This window comes from uncultured Pseudoflavonifractor sp., assembly GCF_944387275.1.
Lineage (GTDB): Bacteria > Bacillota > Clostridia > Oscillospirales > Oscillospiraceae > Pseudoflavonifractor > Pseudoflavonifractor intestinihominis.
The window spans coordinates 81,781-97,469 of record NZ_CALXEG010000002.1 but is presented as its reverse complement, the minus strand read 5'-3'; the positions used below and the strand labels follow the sequence as shown (position 1 = coordinate 97,469).

General features: G+C 63.4%; 13 protein-coding genes. 1 reads left to right on the top strand and 12 read right to left on the bottom strand.

Going from position 1 to position 15,689, the window contains the following annotated elements; genetic code table 11:
* Positions 1-23: 23 nt before the first annotated feature.
* The 7 genes from Q0K23_RS01160 to Q0K23_RS01130 all read right to left on the bottom strand — a co-directional run bounded on the left by Q0K23_RS01160 (position 24) and on the right by Q0K23_RS01130 (position 5,137).
* Complete coding sequence (locus tag Q0K23_RS01160) at positions 24-437, bottom strand: hypothetical protein (RefSeq protein ID WP_294516846.1); 414 nt, start codon at positions 435-437, stop codon at positions 24-26.
* A 398-nt stretch (positions 438-835) separates the two neighbouring features.
* A complete protein-coding gene (locus Q0K23_RS01155; RefSeq protein WP_294516844.1) occupies positions 836-2,170 on the bottom strand; it encodes a glucose-6-phosphate isomerase in 1,335 nt (444 codons plus the stop codon).
* A 1-nt stretch (position 2,171) separates the two neighbouring features.
* Entirely contained in the window at positions 2,172-2,450 is a 279-nt protein-coding gene (locus Q0K23_RS01150; protein WP_294516842.1) for a hypothetical protein, read from the bottom strand.
* A 76-nt stretch (positions 2,451-2,526) separates the two neighbouring features.
* Positions 2,527-3,885: a PFL family protein gene (locus Q0K23_RS01145; RefSeq protein WP_294516840.1), complete on the bottom strand. Its 1,359-nt coding sequence runs from the start codon at positions 3,883-3,885 to the stop codon at positions 2,527-2,529.
* Positions 3,886-3,895: 10 nt separating this feature from the next.
* The gene (locus Q0K23_RS01140; protein ID WP_006575283.1) at positions 3,896-4,165 is read right to left on the bottom strand and encodes an ACT domain-containing protein; all 270 of its coding nucleotides are present in this window, start codon (positions 4,163-4,165) and stop codon (positions 3,896-3,898) included.
* A gap of 21 nt (positions 4,166-4,186) precedes the next feature.
* On the bottom strand, positions 4,187-4,765 hold the full coding sequence (gene yfbR, locus Q0K23_RS01135) for a 5'-deoxynucleotidase (protein ID WP_294516838.1): 579 nt from the start codon (positions 4,763-4,765) through the stop codon (positions 4,187-4,189).
* Positions 4,766-4,891: 126 nt separating this feature from the next.
* Positions 4,892-5,137 carry an HPr family phosphocarrier protein gene (locus Q0K23_RS01130; protein ID WP_294516836.1) on the bottom strand — a complete coding sequence of 82 codons (246 nt, stop codon included), beginning with the start codon at positions 5,135-5,137 and terminating at the stop codon, positions 4,892-4,894.
* A 207-nt stretch (positions 5,138-5,344) separates the two neighbouring features.
* Between Q0K23_RS01130 and mtaB the strand changes: the two genes are divergently transcribed.
* Positions 5,345-6,649: a tRNA (N(6)-L-threonylcarbamoyladenosine(37)-C(2))-methylthiotransferase MtaB gene (gene mtaB / locus Q0K23_RS01125; RefSeq protein ID WP_294516834.1), complete on the top strand. Its 1,305-nt coding sequence runs from the start codon at positions 5,345-5,347 to the stop codon at positions 6,647-6,649.
* Positions 6,650-6,741: 92 nt separating this feature from the next.
* Here mtaB and Q0K23_RS01120 read toward each other — a convergent pair whose 3' ends face one another.
* From Q0K23_RS01120 to Q0K23_RS01100, 5 genes are all read right to left on the bottom strand, one after another.
* A complete protein-coding gene (locus tag Q0K23_RS01120) occupies positions 6,742-7,596 on the bottom strand; it encodes an EamA family transporter (protein ID WP_294516832.1) in 855 nt (284 codons plus the stop codon).
* Between the two features lie 178 nt (positions 7,597-7,774).
* Positions 7,775-10,765: a glycoside hydrolase family 3 C-terminal domain-containing protein gene (locus Q0K23_RS01115; protein ID WP_294516830.1), complete on the bottom strand. Its 2,991-nt coding sequence runs from the start codon at positions 10,763-10,765 to the stop codon at positions 7,775-7,777.
* A 30-nt stretch (positions 10,766-10,795) separates the two neighbouring features.
* Entirely contained in the window at positions 10,796-11,641 is an 846-nt protein-coding gene (locus Q0K23_RS01110) for a hypothetical protein (protein ID WP_294516828.1), read from the bottom strand.
* Positions 11,642-11,759: 118 nt separating this feature from the next.
* Complete coding sequence (locus Q0K23_RS01105; protein ID WP_294516826.1) at positions 11,760-13,028, bottom strand: putative Ig domain-containing protein; 1,269 nt, start codon at positions 13,026-13,028, stop codon at positions 11,760-11,762.
* Complete coding sequence (locus Q0K23_RS01100) at positions 12,998-15,499, bottom strand: glycoside hydrolase family 3 C-terminal domain-containing protein (protein WP_294516823.1); 2,502 nt, start codon at positions 15,497-15,499, stop codon at positions 12,998-13,000. Before Q0K23_RS01100 ends, Q0K23_RS01105 begins: the two co-directional genes overlap by 31 nt.
* Between the last annotated feature and the right edge of the window lie 190 nt (positions 15,500-15,689).

Here is a 15,689-nt window from a genome sequence, read left to right as displayed (position 1 = left end):
GGGGGCACGGGCATACGTTGTGCTCAGAAGTACTTCTTCACACCCTCAGTGGCCAGGCTGGCGTCAGCGCTGATGGTGACGGTGAACTTGATGTTGTTCTTCTCGCTGAAGGTGTTGAGCCAATCCAGGAAGTCCTCCACAGCGGCGTCGCCGGGCTCGGAGGGGACGATCTTGGTCAGGCTGTCGATGAAGATGTGGGTGATATCGTAGTCGCCGGCGTAGAGGCCGCTGATGAAGCCCTTCATGAACTCAAAAGACTTCATCTCGTAGTGGGACGCCTCCACCAGGCGGATCTTATAATGAATATCGTAGGTCAGCTTGGGGCCGCGCTCAATGCAGACCACGTTTCCGTTCTCGCTATGCACGGCAGAGTTAATGAGCTCGATCATCTGCTTGGTCTTGCCGGTGCCCTTGACACCCATGATCACTCTCACCATATTAATCACTCCTTACATTGTACGCCGGGACGCTCCCGACCTTGTGCCTCTATGTTACCATTTATCCAACCGGATTGCAACCGCTTTGCACAAGTTCACTAAAATTTCATGTTTCCAGGGGGCCCCATTGGCACGCTTAACCAATACTGCCCGGGCGGAGGAAAATCCGTCCGGGCAGTATGATTTTGGACACAATTTTTTCCTTTTAACCCTTGTTCAGGCGTCTTGCACTCAGCCGTTCAGCCGGGCCTCCAGCTCGGCCCCACGGAATCCCTGATTCCGCGGGGACCCCGTTTCCTTAATCTGCGGGGCGGAGTGAATCCGCCCTCGCATCAAGGTTTTGCTCCGCAAAACCCTTGGGACGCCGCATCCGCGGCGCACGCAAGGCCGGAGATGGCTCAGCCGTTCAGCCGGGCCTCCAGCTCGGCCTTGCGGTCCTCATAGCCGGGCTTGCCCAGCAGGGCGAACATGTTCTTCTTGTAGGCCTCCACGCCGGGCTGGTTGAAGGGGTTGACCTTCAGCAGGTGGCCGGACAGGCCGCAGGAGTACTCGAAGAAGTAGATCAGCTGGCCCACGGCGTTGGCGGTACGCTTGGGCACGGTGACGGACAGGTTGGGCACGCCGCCGTCCACATGGGCCAGCACCACGCCCTGGAAGGCCTTCTCGGCCACAAAGGACAGGGGCTTGCCGGAGAGGAAGTTCAGGCCGTCCACATTGTCGGGGTCGTTGGGGATGATGATCTGGCCGTCGCACTCGGCAAAGCGGACCACGGTCTCGAACAGGTGGCGCTCGCCCTCCTGGATATACTGGCCCATGGAGTGCAGGTCAGCGGTGAACTCCACGCTGGCGGGGAAGATACCCTTGCCCTCCTTGCCCTCGCTCTCGCCGTAGAGCTGCTTCCACCACTCGGCGAAGAAACGGAAGGAAGGCTCGTAGCAGGCCAGCAGCTCGATCTTCTTGCCGCCGTCATACAGGCCGTTGCGGGCGGCGGCGTACTGCCAGGCGGGGTTGTCCATGCCGGGCTTGGCCAGGGTCTCCATGGCCTCATGGGCGCCGGCCATCAGGGCGTCGATGTCGATGCCGGCGGCGGCGATGGGCAGCAGGCCCACAGCGGTGAGGACGGAGTAGCGGCCGCCCACGTCGTCGGGCACCACGAACTCCTCATAGCCCTCGGCGTCGGCCAGGCCCTTCAGGGCGCCCTTGTGGGCGTCGGTGGTGGCGTAGATGCGGCCCTTGGCGCCCTCCTTGCCGTACTTCTCCTCCAGCATGGCCTTGAAGATACGGAAGGCCACAGCGGGCTCGGTGGTGGTGCCGGACTTGGAGATGACGTTGATGGACCAGTCCTTGCCCTTGAGCTGCTCCATCACTTCCAGCATGGCGTCGGTGGACAGGCCGTTGCCCACGAAGTAGATCTCAGGGCCGTCCTTCTTGCACAGGTTGTAGTTGGGGGAGCCCAGCAGCTCGATGACGGCGCGGGCGCCCAGGTAGGAGCCGCCGATGCCGATGACCACCAGGGCCTGGGAGTCGGAGCGGATCTTGGCCGCGGCGGCCTTGATGCGGGCGTACTCCTCCTTGTCGTAGTTCTCGGGCAGGTGGACCCAGCCCAGGAAATCAGAGCCGGGGCCGCGGCCCTCCTGGAGCATGGCATGGGCCTCGGTCAGGTCGGCCTCACGGCCGGTCAGCCAGTTTTCGGGCAGGAAATTCAGCGCATTGGATGCGTCAACCTTGGGCATATCAAACAGCCTCCTCATCAGTATAACAGGGGATATCCCAGTGGCAAAAGTATACACCAAACCGGCCCGTTTTCCTAGAGGAAAATGAGCCGAAAATAGCACTCCGGCGCGGAGCATTTTCAGCGCCGCGCCGGAGCTTATCCCGCTCCTGCGGGACGTTTTTCAGTTCTTCAGGCTCTGCATGGGCGCAGGAATCCGGCCACTCCCAGCCGGGCACGCCCGGCTGGGAACCCTGAATTGATTTCACCTGCTCGGCGGAATTAAATTCCGCCTGCGCCAAGGTTTTTCCCTCCGGGAAAAACGCTTGTACGGCGCAAGCGCCGCCCCATCACAGATGGGGCCCCGCGGCGGCCGTCTCAGTTCTTCAGGCTCTGCATGGGGGCCGGAATCCGGCCGCCGCGCTGGACAAATTTCTCCGAGCCGAAGGGGTGCACCGGCATCACCGGCGCGGAGCCCAGCAGGCCGCCGAACTCCACCGTGTCGCCCACCTTGGTGCCGGGACCGGGGATCACGCGCACGGCGGTGGTCTTGGAGTTGACCATGCCGATGGCGGCCTCGTCGGCGATGATGGCGGAGATGGTCTCGGCGGTGGTGTCGCCGGGCACGGCGATCATATCCAGGCCCACAGAGCAGACGCAGGTCATGGCCTCCAGCTTGTCCAGGTGGAGGGCGCCGGAGGCGGCGGCGGCGATCATGCCCTCATCCTCGCTGACGGGGATAAAGGCGCCGCTCAGGCCGCCCACGTGGGAGGAGGCCATGACGCCGCCCTTCTTGACGGCGTCGTTGAGGAGGGCCAGGGCGGCGGTGGTGCCGTGGGTGCCGCAGACCTCCAGGCCCATCTCCTCCAGGATACGGGCCACGGAGTCGCCGATGGCGGGGGTGGGGGCCAGGGACAGGTCCACAATGCCGAAGGGCACGTCCAGCCGGCGGCTGGCCTCCTGGGCCACCAGCTGGCCCATGCGGGTGATACGGAAGGCGGTCTTTTTGATGGTCTCGGCCACCACGTCGAAGGGCTGCCCCTTCACCCCCTGGAGGGCGTGGTACACCACGCCGGGGCCGGAGACCCCCACGTTGATGACCTTCTCCGGCTCGCCCACCCCGTGGAAGGCGCCGGCCATGAAGGGGTTGTCCTCCACCGCGTTGCAGAACACCACCAGCTTGGCGCAGCCGAAGCCGCCCCGGTCGGCGGTGCGCTCCGCCGTGGCCTTGATGATGCGGCCCATCTCAGCCACCGCGTCCATGTTGATGCCCGCCTTGGTGGAGCCCACGTTGACGGAGGAGCAGACGAACTCGGTGGTGGCCAGGGCCTCGGGGATGGAGGCGATGAGCCGCCGGTCGCCGGAGGTGGCGCCCTTCTGCACCAGGGCGGAGAAGCCGCCGATGAAGTTGACCCCCACCGCCTTGGCCGCGTCGTCCATGGCCTTGGCGAAGGGGACAAAGTCCTCGGTCTCGGAGGCTCCGGCCACCAGGGCCATGGGGGTCACCGAGATGCGCTTGTTGACGATGGGGATGCCGAACTCCCGCTCGATGTCCTCGCCGGTGGACACCAGCTTCTCCGCCCGGCGGGTGATCTTGTCGTAGATCTTGCGGCAGGCGGCCTTGGGGTCGGGGTCGGCGCAGTCCAGCAGGGAGATGCCCATGGTGATGGTGCGGATGTCCAGGTGCTGCTGGTCGATCATGTTGATGGTGGACAGAATGTCGTGTTGATTCAGCATGGCAGGCACCTCAAATGGTATGCATGGCGTTGAAGATCTCTTCCCGCTGGGCGTGGATCACCACACCCTTCTCCTTGCCGGCCTGCTCCAGATCGGTGACCAGCTGGGCGAAGGGGACGGTGGTCTGGGAGGCGTCCACCAGCATGATCATGGTGAAGTACCCCTGGAGAATGGTCTGGCTGATGTCCAGGACGTTGACATTGTGCTCGGAGAGCAGGGCGCAGACCGAGGCGATGATGCCCACCTGGTCCTTGCCGATGACAGTGACGATGGCTCGCATTTGCTTCACAACCCCTCTCATTTATTGCAGTTCATCCAGTGTAAGCCCGAACGCGGGCAGAAAATGCTCGATAAAGTAGGCAGCTTCGGGCAAATTCATGGCCTCCACCGCCTCCAGGGTCTGTATGGCGGCCTGGCGGAACTCATTGTTGCCCGCCTTGACCTCCTCCACGCACTTGATGTGGGCGGAGAGCTTGTCCGCCGCCTTCACCAGGGCCCGGAGGGACGGGTCGTACTCCTCCCGCAGCCAGGGCGCGTAGGCGGGGCGCAGCTGGTCGGGCAGCATGGACAGCAGCTTGTCCGCCGACACCGCCTCCACCGCCTTGTAGGCGTCCCGGATCTCCGGGTTGTAGTATTTCACGGGGGTGGGCAGGTCGCCGGTGAAGATCTCCGGCGCGTCGTGGTACAGCGCCGCCACCGCGGCGGCGCCCGGGTCGCAGTCCTCCCCCACCACGTCCCGGCGGATGACAGCCAGGGTGTGGGCCAGCACCGCCACCATGTGGGAGTGCTCCTGGATGTTCTCCTGCACCGAATTGCGCATGAGGCCCCAGCGGCTGATGTACTTCATCCGGGCGATATAGGCGAAAAAGTTGTAGGCCATTCCCCCGCCTCCCTCTCTGTCTCGGTTATCAAAAAGCGGAGTCCCCATTTCGGGGGCTCCGCCCGGTTGACCCAGATCCGCCGTCCTTGTAGGGCGGCAGCGCCGGGCGGCTCCGGAGGTGGGGAATTACTCCCCGTCCTCCGCGATGAGCGCGGCGATGTCCTTGCGGAAGGTCTCGCTCTCAGCGTCGGTACCGTGGAACTCCACCTTCACGGGCTTGGCCAGGTCCAGGGAGAAAAGGCCCATGATGGACTTGGCGTTGATCACATAGCGGCCGGAGAGCACGTCGATCTCAGAGGAGCAGCGGCTGGCCGCATCCACGAACTTCTTCACATCGGAGATGGAAGTGAGGGACACGAAAAAGGTCTGCATGGTAATTTTGCCTCCTGTGGTTTTGGTCTGTACAATCTGCCGCCGGGCTGATAAAATAGTCTGAGCGGCAAATTCTGCTTGTGGAATCCGCTACCATTATAGCACCACACCCGCAAATTACAAACATAAATTCCGCTTCTCCCGCATTTTCGCCGTTTACACCATAGGGGGAAAGTCCGGGGAGGCGGAATCTTGAGAGGGATAACCATGCGATACGCGATCTATACCCTTGGCTGCAAGGTCAATCAGTACGAGACCCAGGCCCTGGAGACCGAGCTGCTCCGCCGGGGCCACACCCTGGTCCCCTTTGAGGAGGAGGCCGACGCCTACATCATCAACACCTGCACCGTCACCGCGGTGAGCGACCGCAAGTCCCGCAACGCCATCCGCCGGGCCAAGAAGCGCAATCCGGCAGCCGTGGTGGCGGTCTGCGGCTGCTACGCCCAGACCGCGCCGGATGACGTGGCCGCCCTGGGGGTGGACCTGGTTTCGGGCACCGGGGACCGCCTGGGCTTCCTCAACGAGGTGGAGCGGCTCTCCGGCCTGGTCAGAGCGGAGGCGGAGCTGGCCCCCGAAGTGCTGGTGGACAACATCATGACCCACCGCAGCTTTGAGCAGCTGCCCGCCGGCGGCCTGGAGGGCCGCACCCGGGCCATGCTCAAGGTGGAGGACGGCTGTGTCAACTTCTGCACCTACTGCATCATCCCCTACGCCCGGGGGCCGGTGCGCTCCCTGCCCCTGGCTGCCGCCGTGGAGCAGGCGGAGAAGCTGGCCGGGGACGGCTACCGGGAGATCGTCCTCACCGGCATCGAGATCTCCTCCTGGGGCCACGAGTTCCGGGACGGCACCAGACTCATCGACCTGGTGGAGGGCATCTGCCGTGCCGTGCCCGATCTGCGGGTGCGGCTGGGCAGCCTGGAGCCCCGCACCATCACCGAGGACTTCTGCCGCCGGGCCGCCGCCCTGCCCAACCTGTGCCCCCATTTCCACCTGTCCATGCAGAGCGGCTGCGACGCCGTTTTGAAGCGGATGAACCGGAGATATGATACCGAACGGTATTATGAGAGTGTTACATTACTCCGCGGATTTTTTGACCGCCCCGCCATCACCACAGATCTGATCGTGGGCTTCCCCGGCGAGACCGAGGAGGAGTTCACCGCCACCCTGGAATTTGTGGAAAAGTGCGCCTTCTCCGCCATGCACATCTTCCCCTACTCCCGCCGCACCGGCACACCGGCGGCCAAGATGGCCGACCAGGTGCCCAACGCCGTCAAGGAGGAGCGGGCCGCCCGGGCCGGTGAACTGGCCGCACGGCTCAAGGCCGCCTATCTGGAGCAGTGGGTGGGTTCCTCCCTCCCCGTCCTCTTCGAGGAGGAGAAAAACGGCCTGTGGCGTGGCCACGCCCCCAACTATGTGGAGGTCATGGCCCGGGGCGAGTCACTACACAACGTAATCAAAGATGTCAATATTACAGATCTTTATGGGGACGGCCTGGTGGGCCAGGTGCTGTAAAGACCGGAGCATCCCTCGCGTTTGTTCTGAAAACCATATATATAAGGAAGACGCCGCCCATTTGGGCGGCGTCTTCTGTCTTCCAGCGCTTGTCACAGCATCATCAGGGTGCCCAGGACGATGCACAGCAGGCCAATGGCTGCCTTTTTCGACAGCCGCTCCCGGAACACCACATAGGAGAAGGCGATGCTCACCAGGATGCTCAGCTTGTCGATGGGCACCACCACGCTGGCCGGGCCGTCCTGAAGGGCCCGGTAGTAGCACAGCCAGGACGCGCCGGTGGCGATGCCCGACAGGAGGATAAACACCAGCTCTTTTCCCGGCACCTGTCTGGCCATACTCTGCTTTCCCTTCACGAACACCACCAGCCAGGCCATCACCAGCACCACGCCGGTGCGCAGGGCGGTGCCCAGGTTGGACTCCACGCCGGTGATGCCGATCTTCCCGAAGATAGAGGTCAGGCTGGCAAAGACGGCGGACAAGACGGCATAGAGCAGCCAGGAGCGTCCCTTTGCCTGTCCGGTGCTCTCCTTCTTCTGGATCATCAGCAGCGTGCCGCCGCCGATGGCCAGCAGGCCGATGAGCTTTTTGGGGCTGATGGGCTCGCCCAGCAAAAGGAAGGCCAGCAGTACGGTCAGCACGGTGCTGCACTTATCAATGGGCACCACTTTGTTGACGTCTCCCATCTGGAGCGCCCGGAAATAGCACAGCCAGGAGGCCCCCGTGGCCAGGCCGGACAGGATCAGAAAGAGCCAGGTGTAGGCCGAGATCTGGGACACCTGGGACGCAGAGCCCACCAAAGCCACCATCAGCCAGGAGAAGATCAGAACAATAATAGTCCGAATAGCGGTGGCCACATCAGAATCCGTCTTTTTTATGCCGCATTTCGCCAAAATTGCCGTGATACCTGCAAAAAACGCGGAGCCGGCCGCAAACAGGATCCACATGGCATATTCCTCCTTATCCGTTTTATCCCGCCAATTATAGTGCAAGGTCCTCGAAAAAACAACCCCGCCCATGGTGATGGGACAGAAATGGTCTCAGGCGCCCGGGCACAAGTCCCGGGCGCCTGAGCTATGGGAAAGGAGGGGGAAACGTAAATTCATGGGGCGTACAGCGGGAGGGTCAGCCGTTTCTCTCCCGTCTGAGCCGCTGTTTGGACGCGCCGGGCGCTTCCTTGCACTTCTCCAGCCCACTGCGGACGGCAAAAAAGCCCCACACAGCCAGGCCCACGCCCAGCAGCACATCCACAGCGATCATCACCACCATCCAGGTGGGCATGATCGCTCTGAATTCTCCGCGCATGGCGTTGCTGTTGGCCACAGTGAAGAGGACATTCTTGGCCGCCGACCGCAGGACGGTCACGTCGGAGGCGTTCCCGGCGTCCGGATTCCACACCATCTGACCCGCGAACTGCAGGTTCAGGTCTCCGCCGGCGTAGAACATATCCTTTTCCACCATGTGGTTACAGGTGTTGAAGTCGCAGATAACGGAGCCTGTAAAGCCCCACTCATTGCGCAGGATCTCGGTAATGAGCCGGTAGTCGCCGCCCGCCCAGCGGGTCCCGATGCGGTTGAAGGAGGACATGACGCCCATGGGCATGATGTGATTATTCTCCTGACCGTAGGCGATGCAGTCCTTGATGGCGATCTCAAAGCTCTTCAGGTAGATCTCCCGCATGGCCTGCTCGGTGGCAAAGGTGAGCACGCCGTTGCTGGCCCGGTGGGTCTCCTGCTCGTTGAGGGCGAAGTGCTTGATGTGGCAGTACACGCCCTTGTCGGCGGCCGCCTTGACCACCGCGGCGGTCATCTTACCGCTGAGGAAGGGGTCCTCCGAGTAGTACTCAAAGTTTCTGCCGCCGAAGGGGCTGCGGTGGATGTTGAGGCCGGGGGCATACCAGCTGCTGTAGGGCAGGCCGCCCCGCTCGGTGTTGCCGATGATGCCCTCGTTTCCGATGGCGTTGCCCATGGCGGCCAGGCAGTCCTCGTTCCAGGTGGAGGAGAAGACCACCTGGCAGCAGTAGGTGGTGCAGCCGCCGAAGGACTCGGCATAGCCGGGCATGAAGTTCACCCAGCCCGCCGGGCCGTCGGAGCTCAGGGTGGAGGGGACGCCGTACTGGGCGATCATCTCGGTGTGGAAGGCGCCCTTGTTGATGAGGTCGGTCATCTGGCCCACGGTGAGCTGGTCCATGAACTTGTCCCACAGGCCCTCTTCATCGTCATAGGCCACCCCCACCAGGTCGCTGAGCATAATGCCGCTGTCCACGCCGGTGACCGGCATAGTGTCCTCCTGAGCGGGCCGGTTGGGGTTGGGCTCCGTGGAGGTCATGGCGCTGATAAAATCCTCGGTATAAGTGGTGTCGTCGTCGATCTGCTTGTCCTCCGCCGGGCGGACCTGGGGCCAGGTGCCGGCAAAGTCGCTCCGGGAGAGCTGGCTCTGAAGCTGCCAGTCGGAATCCAGCGTCTCGTCCTCGTTGCCGGTATAGAGGTTTTTCACCTCATAGCCGGTGGTGGGGTCGGTGTCGTAGATGATGTCGGAGGCGATGGAGGCCGTCACCGTGGCGTTCTCCATGTCCTTGGCGTTGTGGGCGTCGGTGGAGATGGTGAAGGTATAGTCGCCCTTCTCCGCGATGTAGCCCTGGGTGCCGCTTAGGCCGTAGCAGTCATAGGAGGCAAAGGCATAGGGGCTGTCCACGGTGATCTCCACAATCTGGGGCTCCCCCTTTGTGATCACCGGGGTCTTGGCAAAGCCCACCAGGATCTTGGCCGGCTTCTCAATGCCGCCCGGCGTGTAGGGCGGCGTGACATACAGCTGGACCACATCCTTGCCCGGGGTGTCGCTCAGGTTGGATACCTCTATCTGGAAGGTAATAGAGGTGTCCTTATCCAGCGTAGCGGGGATCTCAGAGGCGTTTACCAGCTCCCAGCTGAACTCGGAGTAGCTCAGGCCGTAGCCGAAGGGGTAGACCACCGCCTCGTCGTAGTCAAAGCCGGGATAGTTGCCCGCCTGGGCCTCGGCGTAGGCGGTCTCGTAGTAGCGGTAGCCCACGTACACGCTCTCCTCGTAGTCCACAAAATAGACGTTGCTGTCCACCATGCCTCTGCCGGCGGTGCTGAAGTAGGCGTCGCCGGTGATACCGGCGGTGGGAGAGCCCAGCGCGGCGCCGAAGTTGTTCCAGGTGGGGTCCTTGGTGAAGTCGGCGGCATAGGTGTCCACCGTTCTGCCCGAGGGGTTCACCGCGCCGGTCACCACCTCGCCGAAGGCCATCATGCCCGCCTCGCCGGTGTAGCCGATCCACAAGATGCCGTCCACCTGGTCATCCTCGGCCACGTCCTTGAGCTCCATGGCGGAGGCCGTGTTCAGGACCAGGATGATCTTCTCAAAGCCGTGGCCCTTGACCGCGGCGATCAGGTCCTTCTCGTCCGGCCGCAGCTTGAGCACGTGGTCGTTCTCCGTGCGGGGCAGGTCGGCGCCCTCGCCGCCGATGCGGGTGATGACGATGAAGGCGGCGTCCTTGTAGTCCTCACAGGAGTCCCACAGCGCGTCGTCATAGCTGCTGACGGGCGTCTCGCCCACAAAGCTCTCGGTCAGCGCCACGTTGGAGCCGGAGTCCAGGTCGCTGTTGTTCTTGTCCCTGCCCGCGCCCGACCGGCTGTTGTCGTTGTAGAAGTCCACCAGGGCCTGGTTGTACTCGATTCCCACGGCGGTCAGGCTGTCAAAGATGGTCTTGGGCGTGATGCCCACCGCGCCGCCGGAGCCGGAGCCGCCGAAGGCCATGTTCACCGAGTTCTTGCCGAACACGCTGACTCTGGTCTCGTCGGACTGCAGCGGGAGGGCGCCGTTGTTCTTCAGCAGCACAAAGCCCTCCTCGCAGGCCTGAAGGGTGACCGCGTCTCCGTAGGCCTTGGCGTCCGCCTTGGTGGCGATGCCCTCGTCGGCCTGGTACTGAGAGGTGTTCTCCCCCACGAATTCAGCGGTGTTGCCCTTGAAAAAGGAGTTGATCAGTTCAAACAGGATCCCGGTGGCCAGGATGTTGACCACAATGGCCACAACAAGGACGATGGCCGTGACGATGGTCCACGACAGGGCGTTTTTACTCTTGAAAAACTGTCTCATTGCGCAAGCCCTCCTGATCCAGGCCGGGGGTCAGGCCTTGTCGGCAACGGTCATGCCGGTGGTGCCGCAGCCGTTGTTGTAGGTCACGGCCATCTCCAGCTCAGCGTCGGTGGTCAGCTTGATGCAGTCCACGCAGGGGGCCACGGCGGCGTAGGTGCCCGCCATCTCCACGCCCTGGTTGTTCACCGGGGTGTCGCTGTTGTTGGTGATGAGGGAGATACAGGTATAGCCCGCCTTGAGGCTCAGGGTCTTGGTGATGGTGAAGTCCTCAAAGCCGATAGGGGTGTTGGAGCCGGTGCCGTCCAGGTGGATCTCGCCGCACTCCCACTCGTCGATGGTGTACCGCTCGTGGTTGGGGTCGTCCTTACCCTCGCCGTCGGGGCCGTAGTAGTCCATGAAGAAGGCGTCCCAGTTGCCCACGGCGCCGCCCTCGGTGGTCTCCTTCAGGTCGTCCTCGGTGCAGGAGTCGATCTGGATGGTGTAGTTGGAGGGGTTGAAGTAGTAGTCCATGGACTCAATGCCCAGACGCACGTCCAGCTGCACGTTGTCCACGTCCCGGTCGCTCTTGATGACAAAGTTTACCGACACGCCGTCCTGATACAGATAGGTCACAAAGCCGTGGTCCTCGCCGCTGACGGAGGGGTCGTCAGAGGTGGAGGCCATGGAGGTGCCGCTGGCCTCGCCGGAGGCGCCGGGGCCGCTCTTGCCCCGCAGGTCGGTGTTCTCGGCCTCAAAGGTGTAGACCTTCAGGCCGCCGGAGGCGGAAGCGCCGCTGCCGCCGGCGGGGGCGCCATCGCCGGTGTCGCAGGCGGTCATGGTGGCCGCCAGGCCAACCGCCATCGCCAGAGCCGTCAGCTTTTTCAGTGTCTTTTTCATATCAATTCTCCTTAAAAGCATATCATTTTTATCAGGATGGGGTACAGGACCCCGGCAGCGGCAGGGGAGCCGCTGCCGGAGCCCTGCTCCGTCTGAGCCGTCAGACAGTCTTCCGGCGTCAGGCATTCACTTTCTTCTTGCTGGACACGGTAAACCAGACGACCGCCACGCCCACGACGGCCACACAGGCGATGACCAGGCCCACAATGGCCACGGTGTTGCTCGCGGCCGCGCCCTGAGCGGGGGCGGCCACCGCCAGGTCAATGGTCTGCACGTAGTTGTTGGTGGAGCGCTCCACGGAGTTGCCCTTGCTGCCCGCCACCACGGTGGCGGTGTTGGTGGTCACGTCCAGCTCCAGGGCGCAGTCGTCATAGGCCAGGAGGGTGCCGGTGATCTTGCCGGTCTCGGAGTCATAGGTCAGGCCGTCGGGCAGGTTGCTGATGACCACGGCCACCTCGGTGACGCCGGTGGTGCCCGCCTCGTCCTCGTCCGTGGGGGCCGGAATGATATCCACGTTCTTCACCACCGTGGCGTCAATGGCGGTACCGGTGGTGGCGTTCTCAGGCCAGCCCTCAATGGTGATCAGGGGCTCCACCGTGAACATCACGTCCACGGTCTTCTTGGACCAGCCGTCGGCGGTGATGGTGACCTTGCCGGTGTACTCACCCTCGTTGGCCACCCAGCCGGTGATCATGCCGGTGTCGGGGTTGATGGACAGGCCCTCGGGCAGGTCGGTGGCGGAGTACTTGATATCAGTGGTGCCGTAGGTCTCCGGGTCCACCGCCACAGAGGCGGCCACGCCCAGGCCGGCCTTGGTGCTGAAGTTCTGGCCGGTAAACGCCGCCTTGTTCAGGCCGTTCTCGTTGCAGTTGGACACGGAGCCCACCCACAGGATGCGGGTAACGCTCATGCGGACGGTGTAGTACTGGGTGGGAGAGCCACCCGCGGCGGCGTCATAGGAGCCGTCCACCACGCCGCCCTTGCCGTCCCGGAGGGAGGCGTCCCAGGTGCCGCTGATGGAGTTGTCGCCGCCCTGGGCGGAGAAGCTCAGGGGCAGGTCGCAGCCCACGCGCTGGATCATATTCAGCTTGCCCAGAGTGTTGCGGTAGGCGTCGGTGACGCTCTCGCCGTGGAAGCCCCACTCGTCCCGGAGGATGGTGTACTGCACCATGTAGTTGACCTGGCAGGGCATGGCGCCCACCCGGTTGAAGCCGGTCATGACGGCCTTGGCCTTGCTGTCCTCCTTGCCGTCGTAGAGGCCCTTGGCGGCGTACTCGAACTGCTTGAAGTAGATCTCGCGGATGGCCTGCTCGGAGGCGAAGGTGCCGATGCCGTGGCGGTCGGTCTCCTGGTCGTTCAGGCCGAAGTGCTTGATGAAGGCGTACATGCCCTTGGACTGGACGCCGGGGACTGGACGCCGGCCACAACGGCGGAGCCGATCATACCGCCCTGATAGCCGTCCTGGGAGTAGTACTCATAGTTGCGGCCGCAGAAGGGGCTGCGGTGGGTGTTCAGGCCGTTGGCGTACCAGCCGGGGCAGTCCAGATACAGGCTCTCGTTGCCGAACATGACGCCCTGCTGATAGGCCAGGTCGGTGTTCCAGGTGGAGGCCACATTGGTCTCGCAGACCCAGAAGGTACCGTCAGGCCGGTCGGTGGTGCGGAAGGCGTTCACGGTGGCGGGGCCGTTGACGTCGTCGGCCTGGTCCTTGCCCAGGGCCTCATAGCCCGGGGAGATGAAGCCGCCGTGGTGGAGAGACTGAGCCATCTCCTCCCAGGTGAGCTGGTTGACAAACAGGTCCCACGCCTCGGCCTCGGTCTTGCCCCGGAACTCCTCCACGGGATAGCTGTCGGGGATCACGTCGGTGCTCCAGTAGTCCAGACCCACCATGTCCACCAGCTGGATGGGCGCTTTTCCGTCCACCCGGCCGGCCACAGTGCCGTCGGCGCCGGCCACGGCCTGGGTCCAGGTCTCGGGGATGTCCTCATTGGTCTTGTACCAGGGGTCGGTGGGCTTGTCGTTGTCCGAGTTGAAGTATGTAGTATACCGGGTCTCGTCCTGGGCGGTACCGGCGGTCTGTTCCTCAAAGGTCATGGCCAGCAGCTTGCGCAGGGGCTCGGAATACACCCGCTCGGCCTGGGTGGTGGGGGTGGGGAAAGAGGCCACAAAGCCCTCCGCCCGGTTCATCTGCTTCATCTGGGAGCCGCTGGCGGCCTCGCCGGCGTAGTCCTTCACGTTGAGCAGGGTATCGTACTCGTCGCCGTTGGACAGGGGGGTGTTGTTGTTGGCATCGCTGTCATTGTCCAGCGAGGTGGTCTTGGCGGTCAGCACGCTGGTGATGGCGTCGGACTCGTCGTGGGAGTTGGTGCGCAGGCTGAATTCATAGCTGCCCGCTTCGATCTCCCAGCCCTTGTAGCCGTTGCTGTTGGCATCGTTGTAGTCGAAGGAGGCCAGCTCGCCCATGCGCATCCGCATGGTGACCACCTCGGACTGGCCGGGCTGCAGCAGGCCGGTCTTGGCGAAGGAGGCCAGGGACACAGCGGACTTCTCGATCCCGCCGGCGGTGTAGGGGGCCTCCACGTAGAGCTGCACCACCTGCTTGCCCGCCACGCTGCCGGTGTTGGTGACCCGGGCCTGCACCTCCACCATGTCGTCCAGGCCGGTCTTGGCGTTGATGGCGGCGGCCAGCTCATCGCCGGTGGTCACCAGCTCCTGGGAGAAGGTTGTGTAGGACAGGCCGTAGCCGAAGGGATAGAGCACGGACATGTCGTACCACTGCTCGGCGGTGACGGAGGTGTTGGCAGCGCTGCCGAAGATCTCCTGCTCGGCGGCGGTGAACATCTCGTCCACAGCCCCCTGCTGCCAGTCGGCATATCTGGTCTCGTAGTACTTGTAGCCCAGGTAGATGCCCTCCTCATACTCCACCACGTTGCCGGCGCTGGCGTCGGGCTCCTCATCGGTGGCGGAGGCGTACACGGAGTTGTCCTTCTCCCCCACCTGGGTCATGGTGTGGGCGTTCTGCCAGGTGGGGTCCAGCTTGAAGTTGGTGGGGTAGATGTCCACCAGGCGGCCGGAGGGGTTGACCTGGCCGTTGAGGGCCTGGCCCACTGCCATCAGGCCCGAGTTGCCCGGCTGGCCGATCCACAGGATGGCGTCCACGCCCAGATTGTCGGCGGTCTTGTCCGCCTCCATGGGGGTGCACTCAAAGGCGTTGGCGCTGTTGATGAGCACGATGATCTTGTCAAAGCCCTGGGCCTTCACGTACTGGATCAGGGCCTTCTCGTTGTCGTCCAGGCTCTGGACGTGGTCGGCGGGGTCGCTGTGGGTGGGCACGTCGGAGGTGTAGATGTCGTTGCCCTCACCGGCGGTGCGGCCCAGCGTGATGATGGCCGCGTCCTTGAAGAACTGGTAGGAGCTCTCGGCGGGAGCCAGCCAGCTCACAGGGGGGTCCACTGTGATGGCGCCGGTGGTGCCCATGCCGGCGGGCGCCACGGCGGCGGTGTACTTGTTGTTCTCGTAGATCTCCTGTACGCGGGTGTTGACGTTGAAGCCCGCAGCCTTCAGGCTGTCGGTCAGGGTCACGGGGTCGCCGCTGCCGCCGCCCGAGCCGGTGCCGCCGGTGAAGATCTCGTAGGACCGGGCGCCAAACACCGTCACGTTCTTGACCGAGCTGTCAAGGGGCAGGGTGCCGTTGGCATTTTTCAGCAGGACCATGCTCTCCGCCATCAGCTCAATGTTGAGCTCGGAGGCGTACTGCTGCTCCTCCTCGTAGGACCCGAAGTCTGTGTACCACTTTCCGTCCTCGCCCGACGCCATGGCGCTGGGCGAAGCCGCGCCCAGCATCAGCACTGCTGACATTGCCAGCGCGGCCAGTCTGTTTGCTCTTCTTGCATTTCCAGATCGACGCTCCATACCTTTTCCTCCCATATACGTTTCTATGTTCACGGGCACATTCCCGAAAACATCCCGTTCGTATGGACATCAGTATAGCGGAGCGCACTGGACCTGGGGCATATTCAGCAAAAACTGCTGGCAGACGGTCCTAATC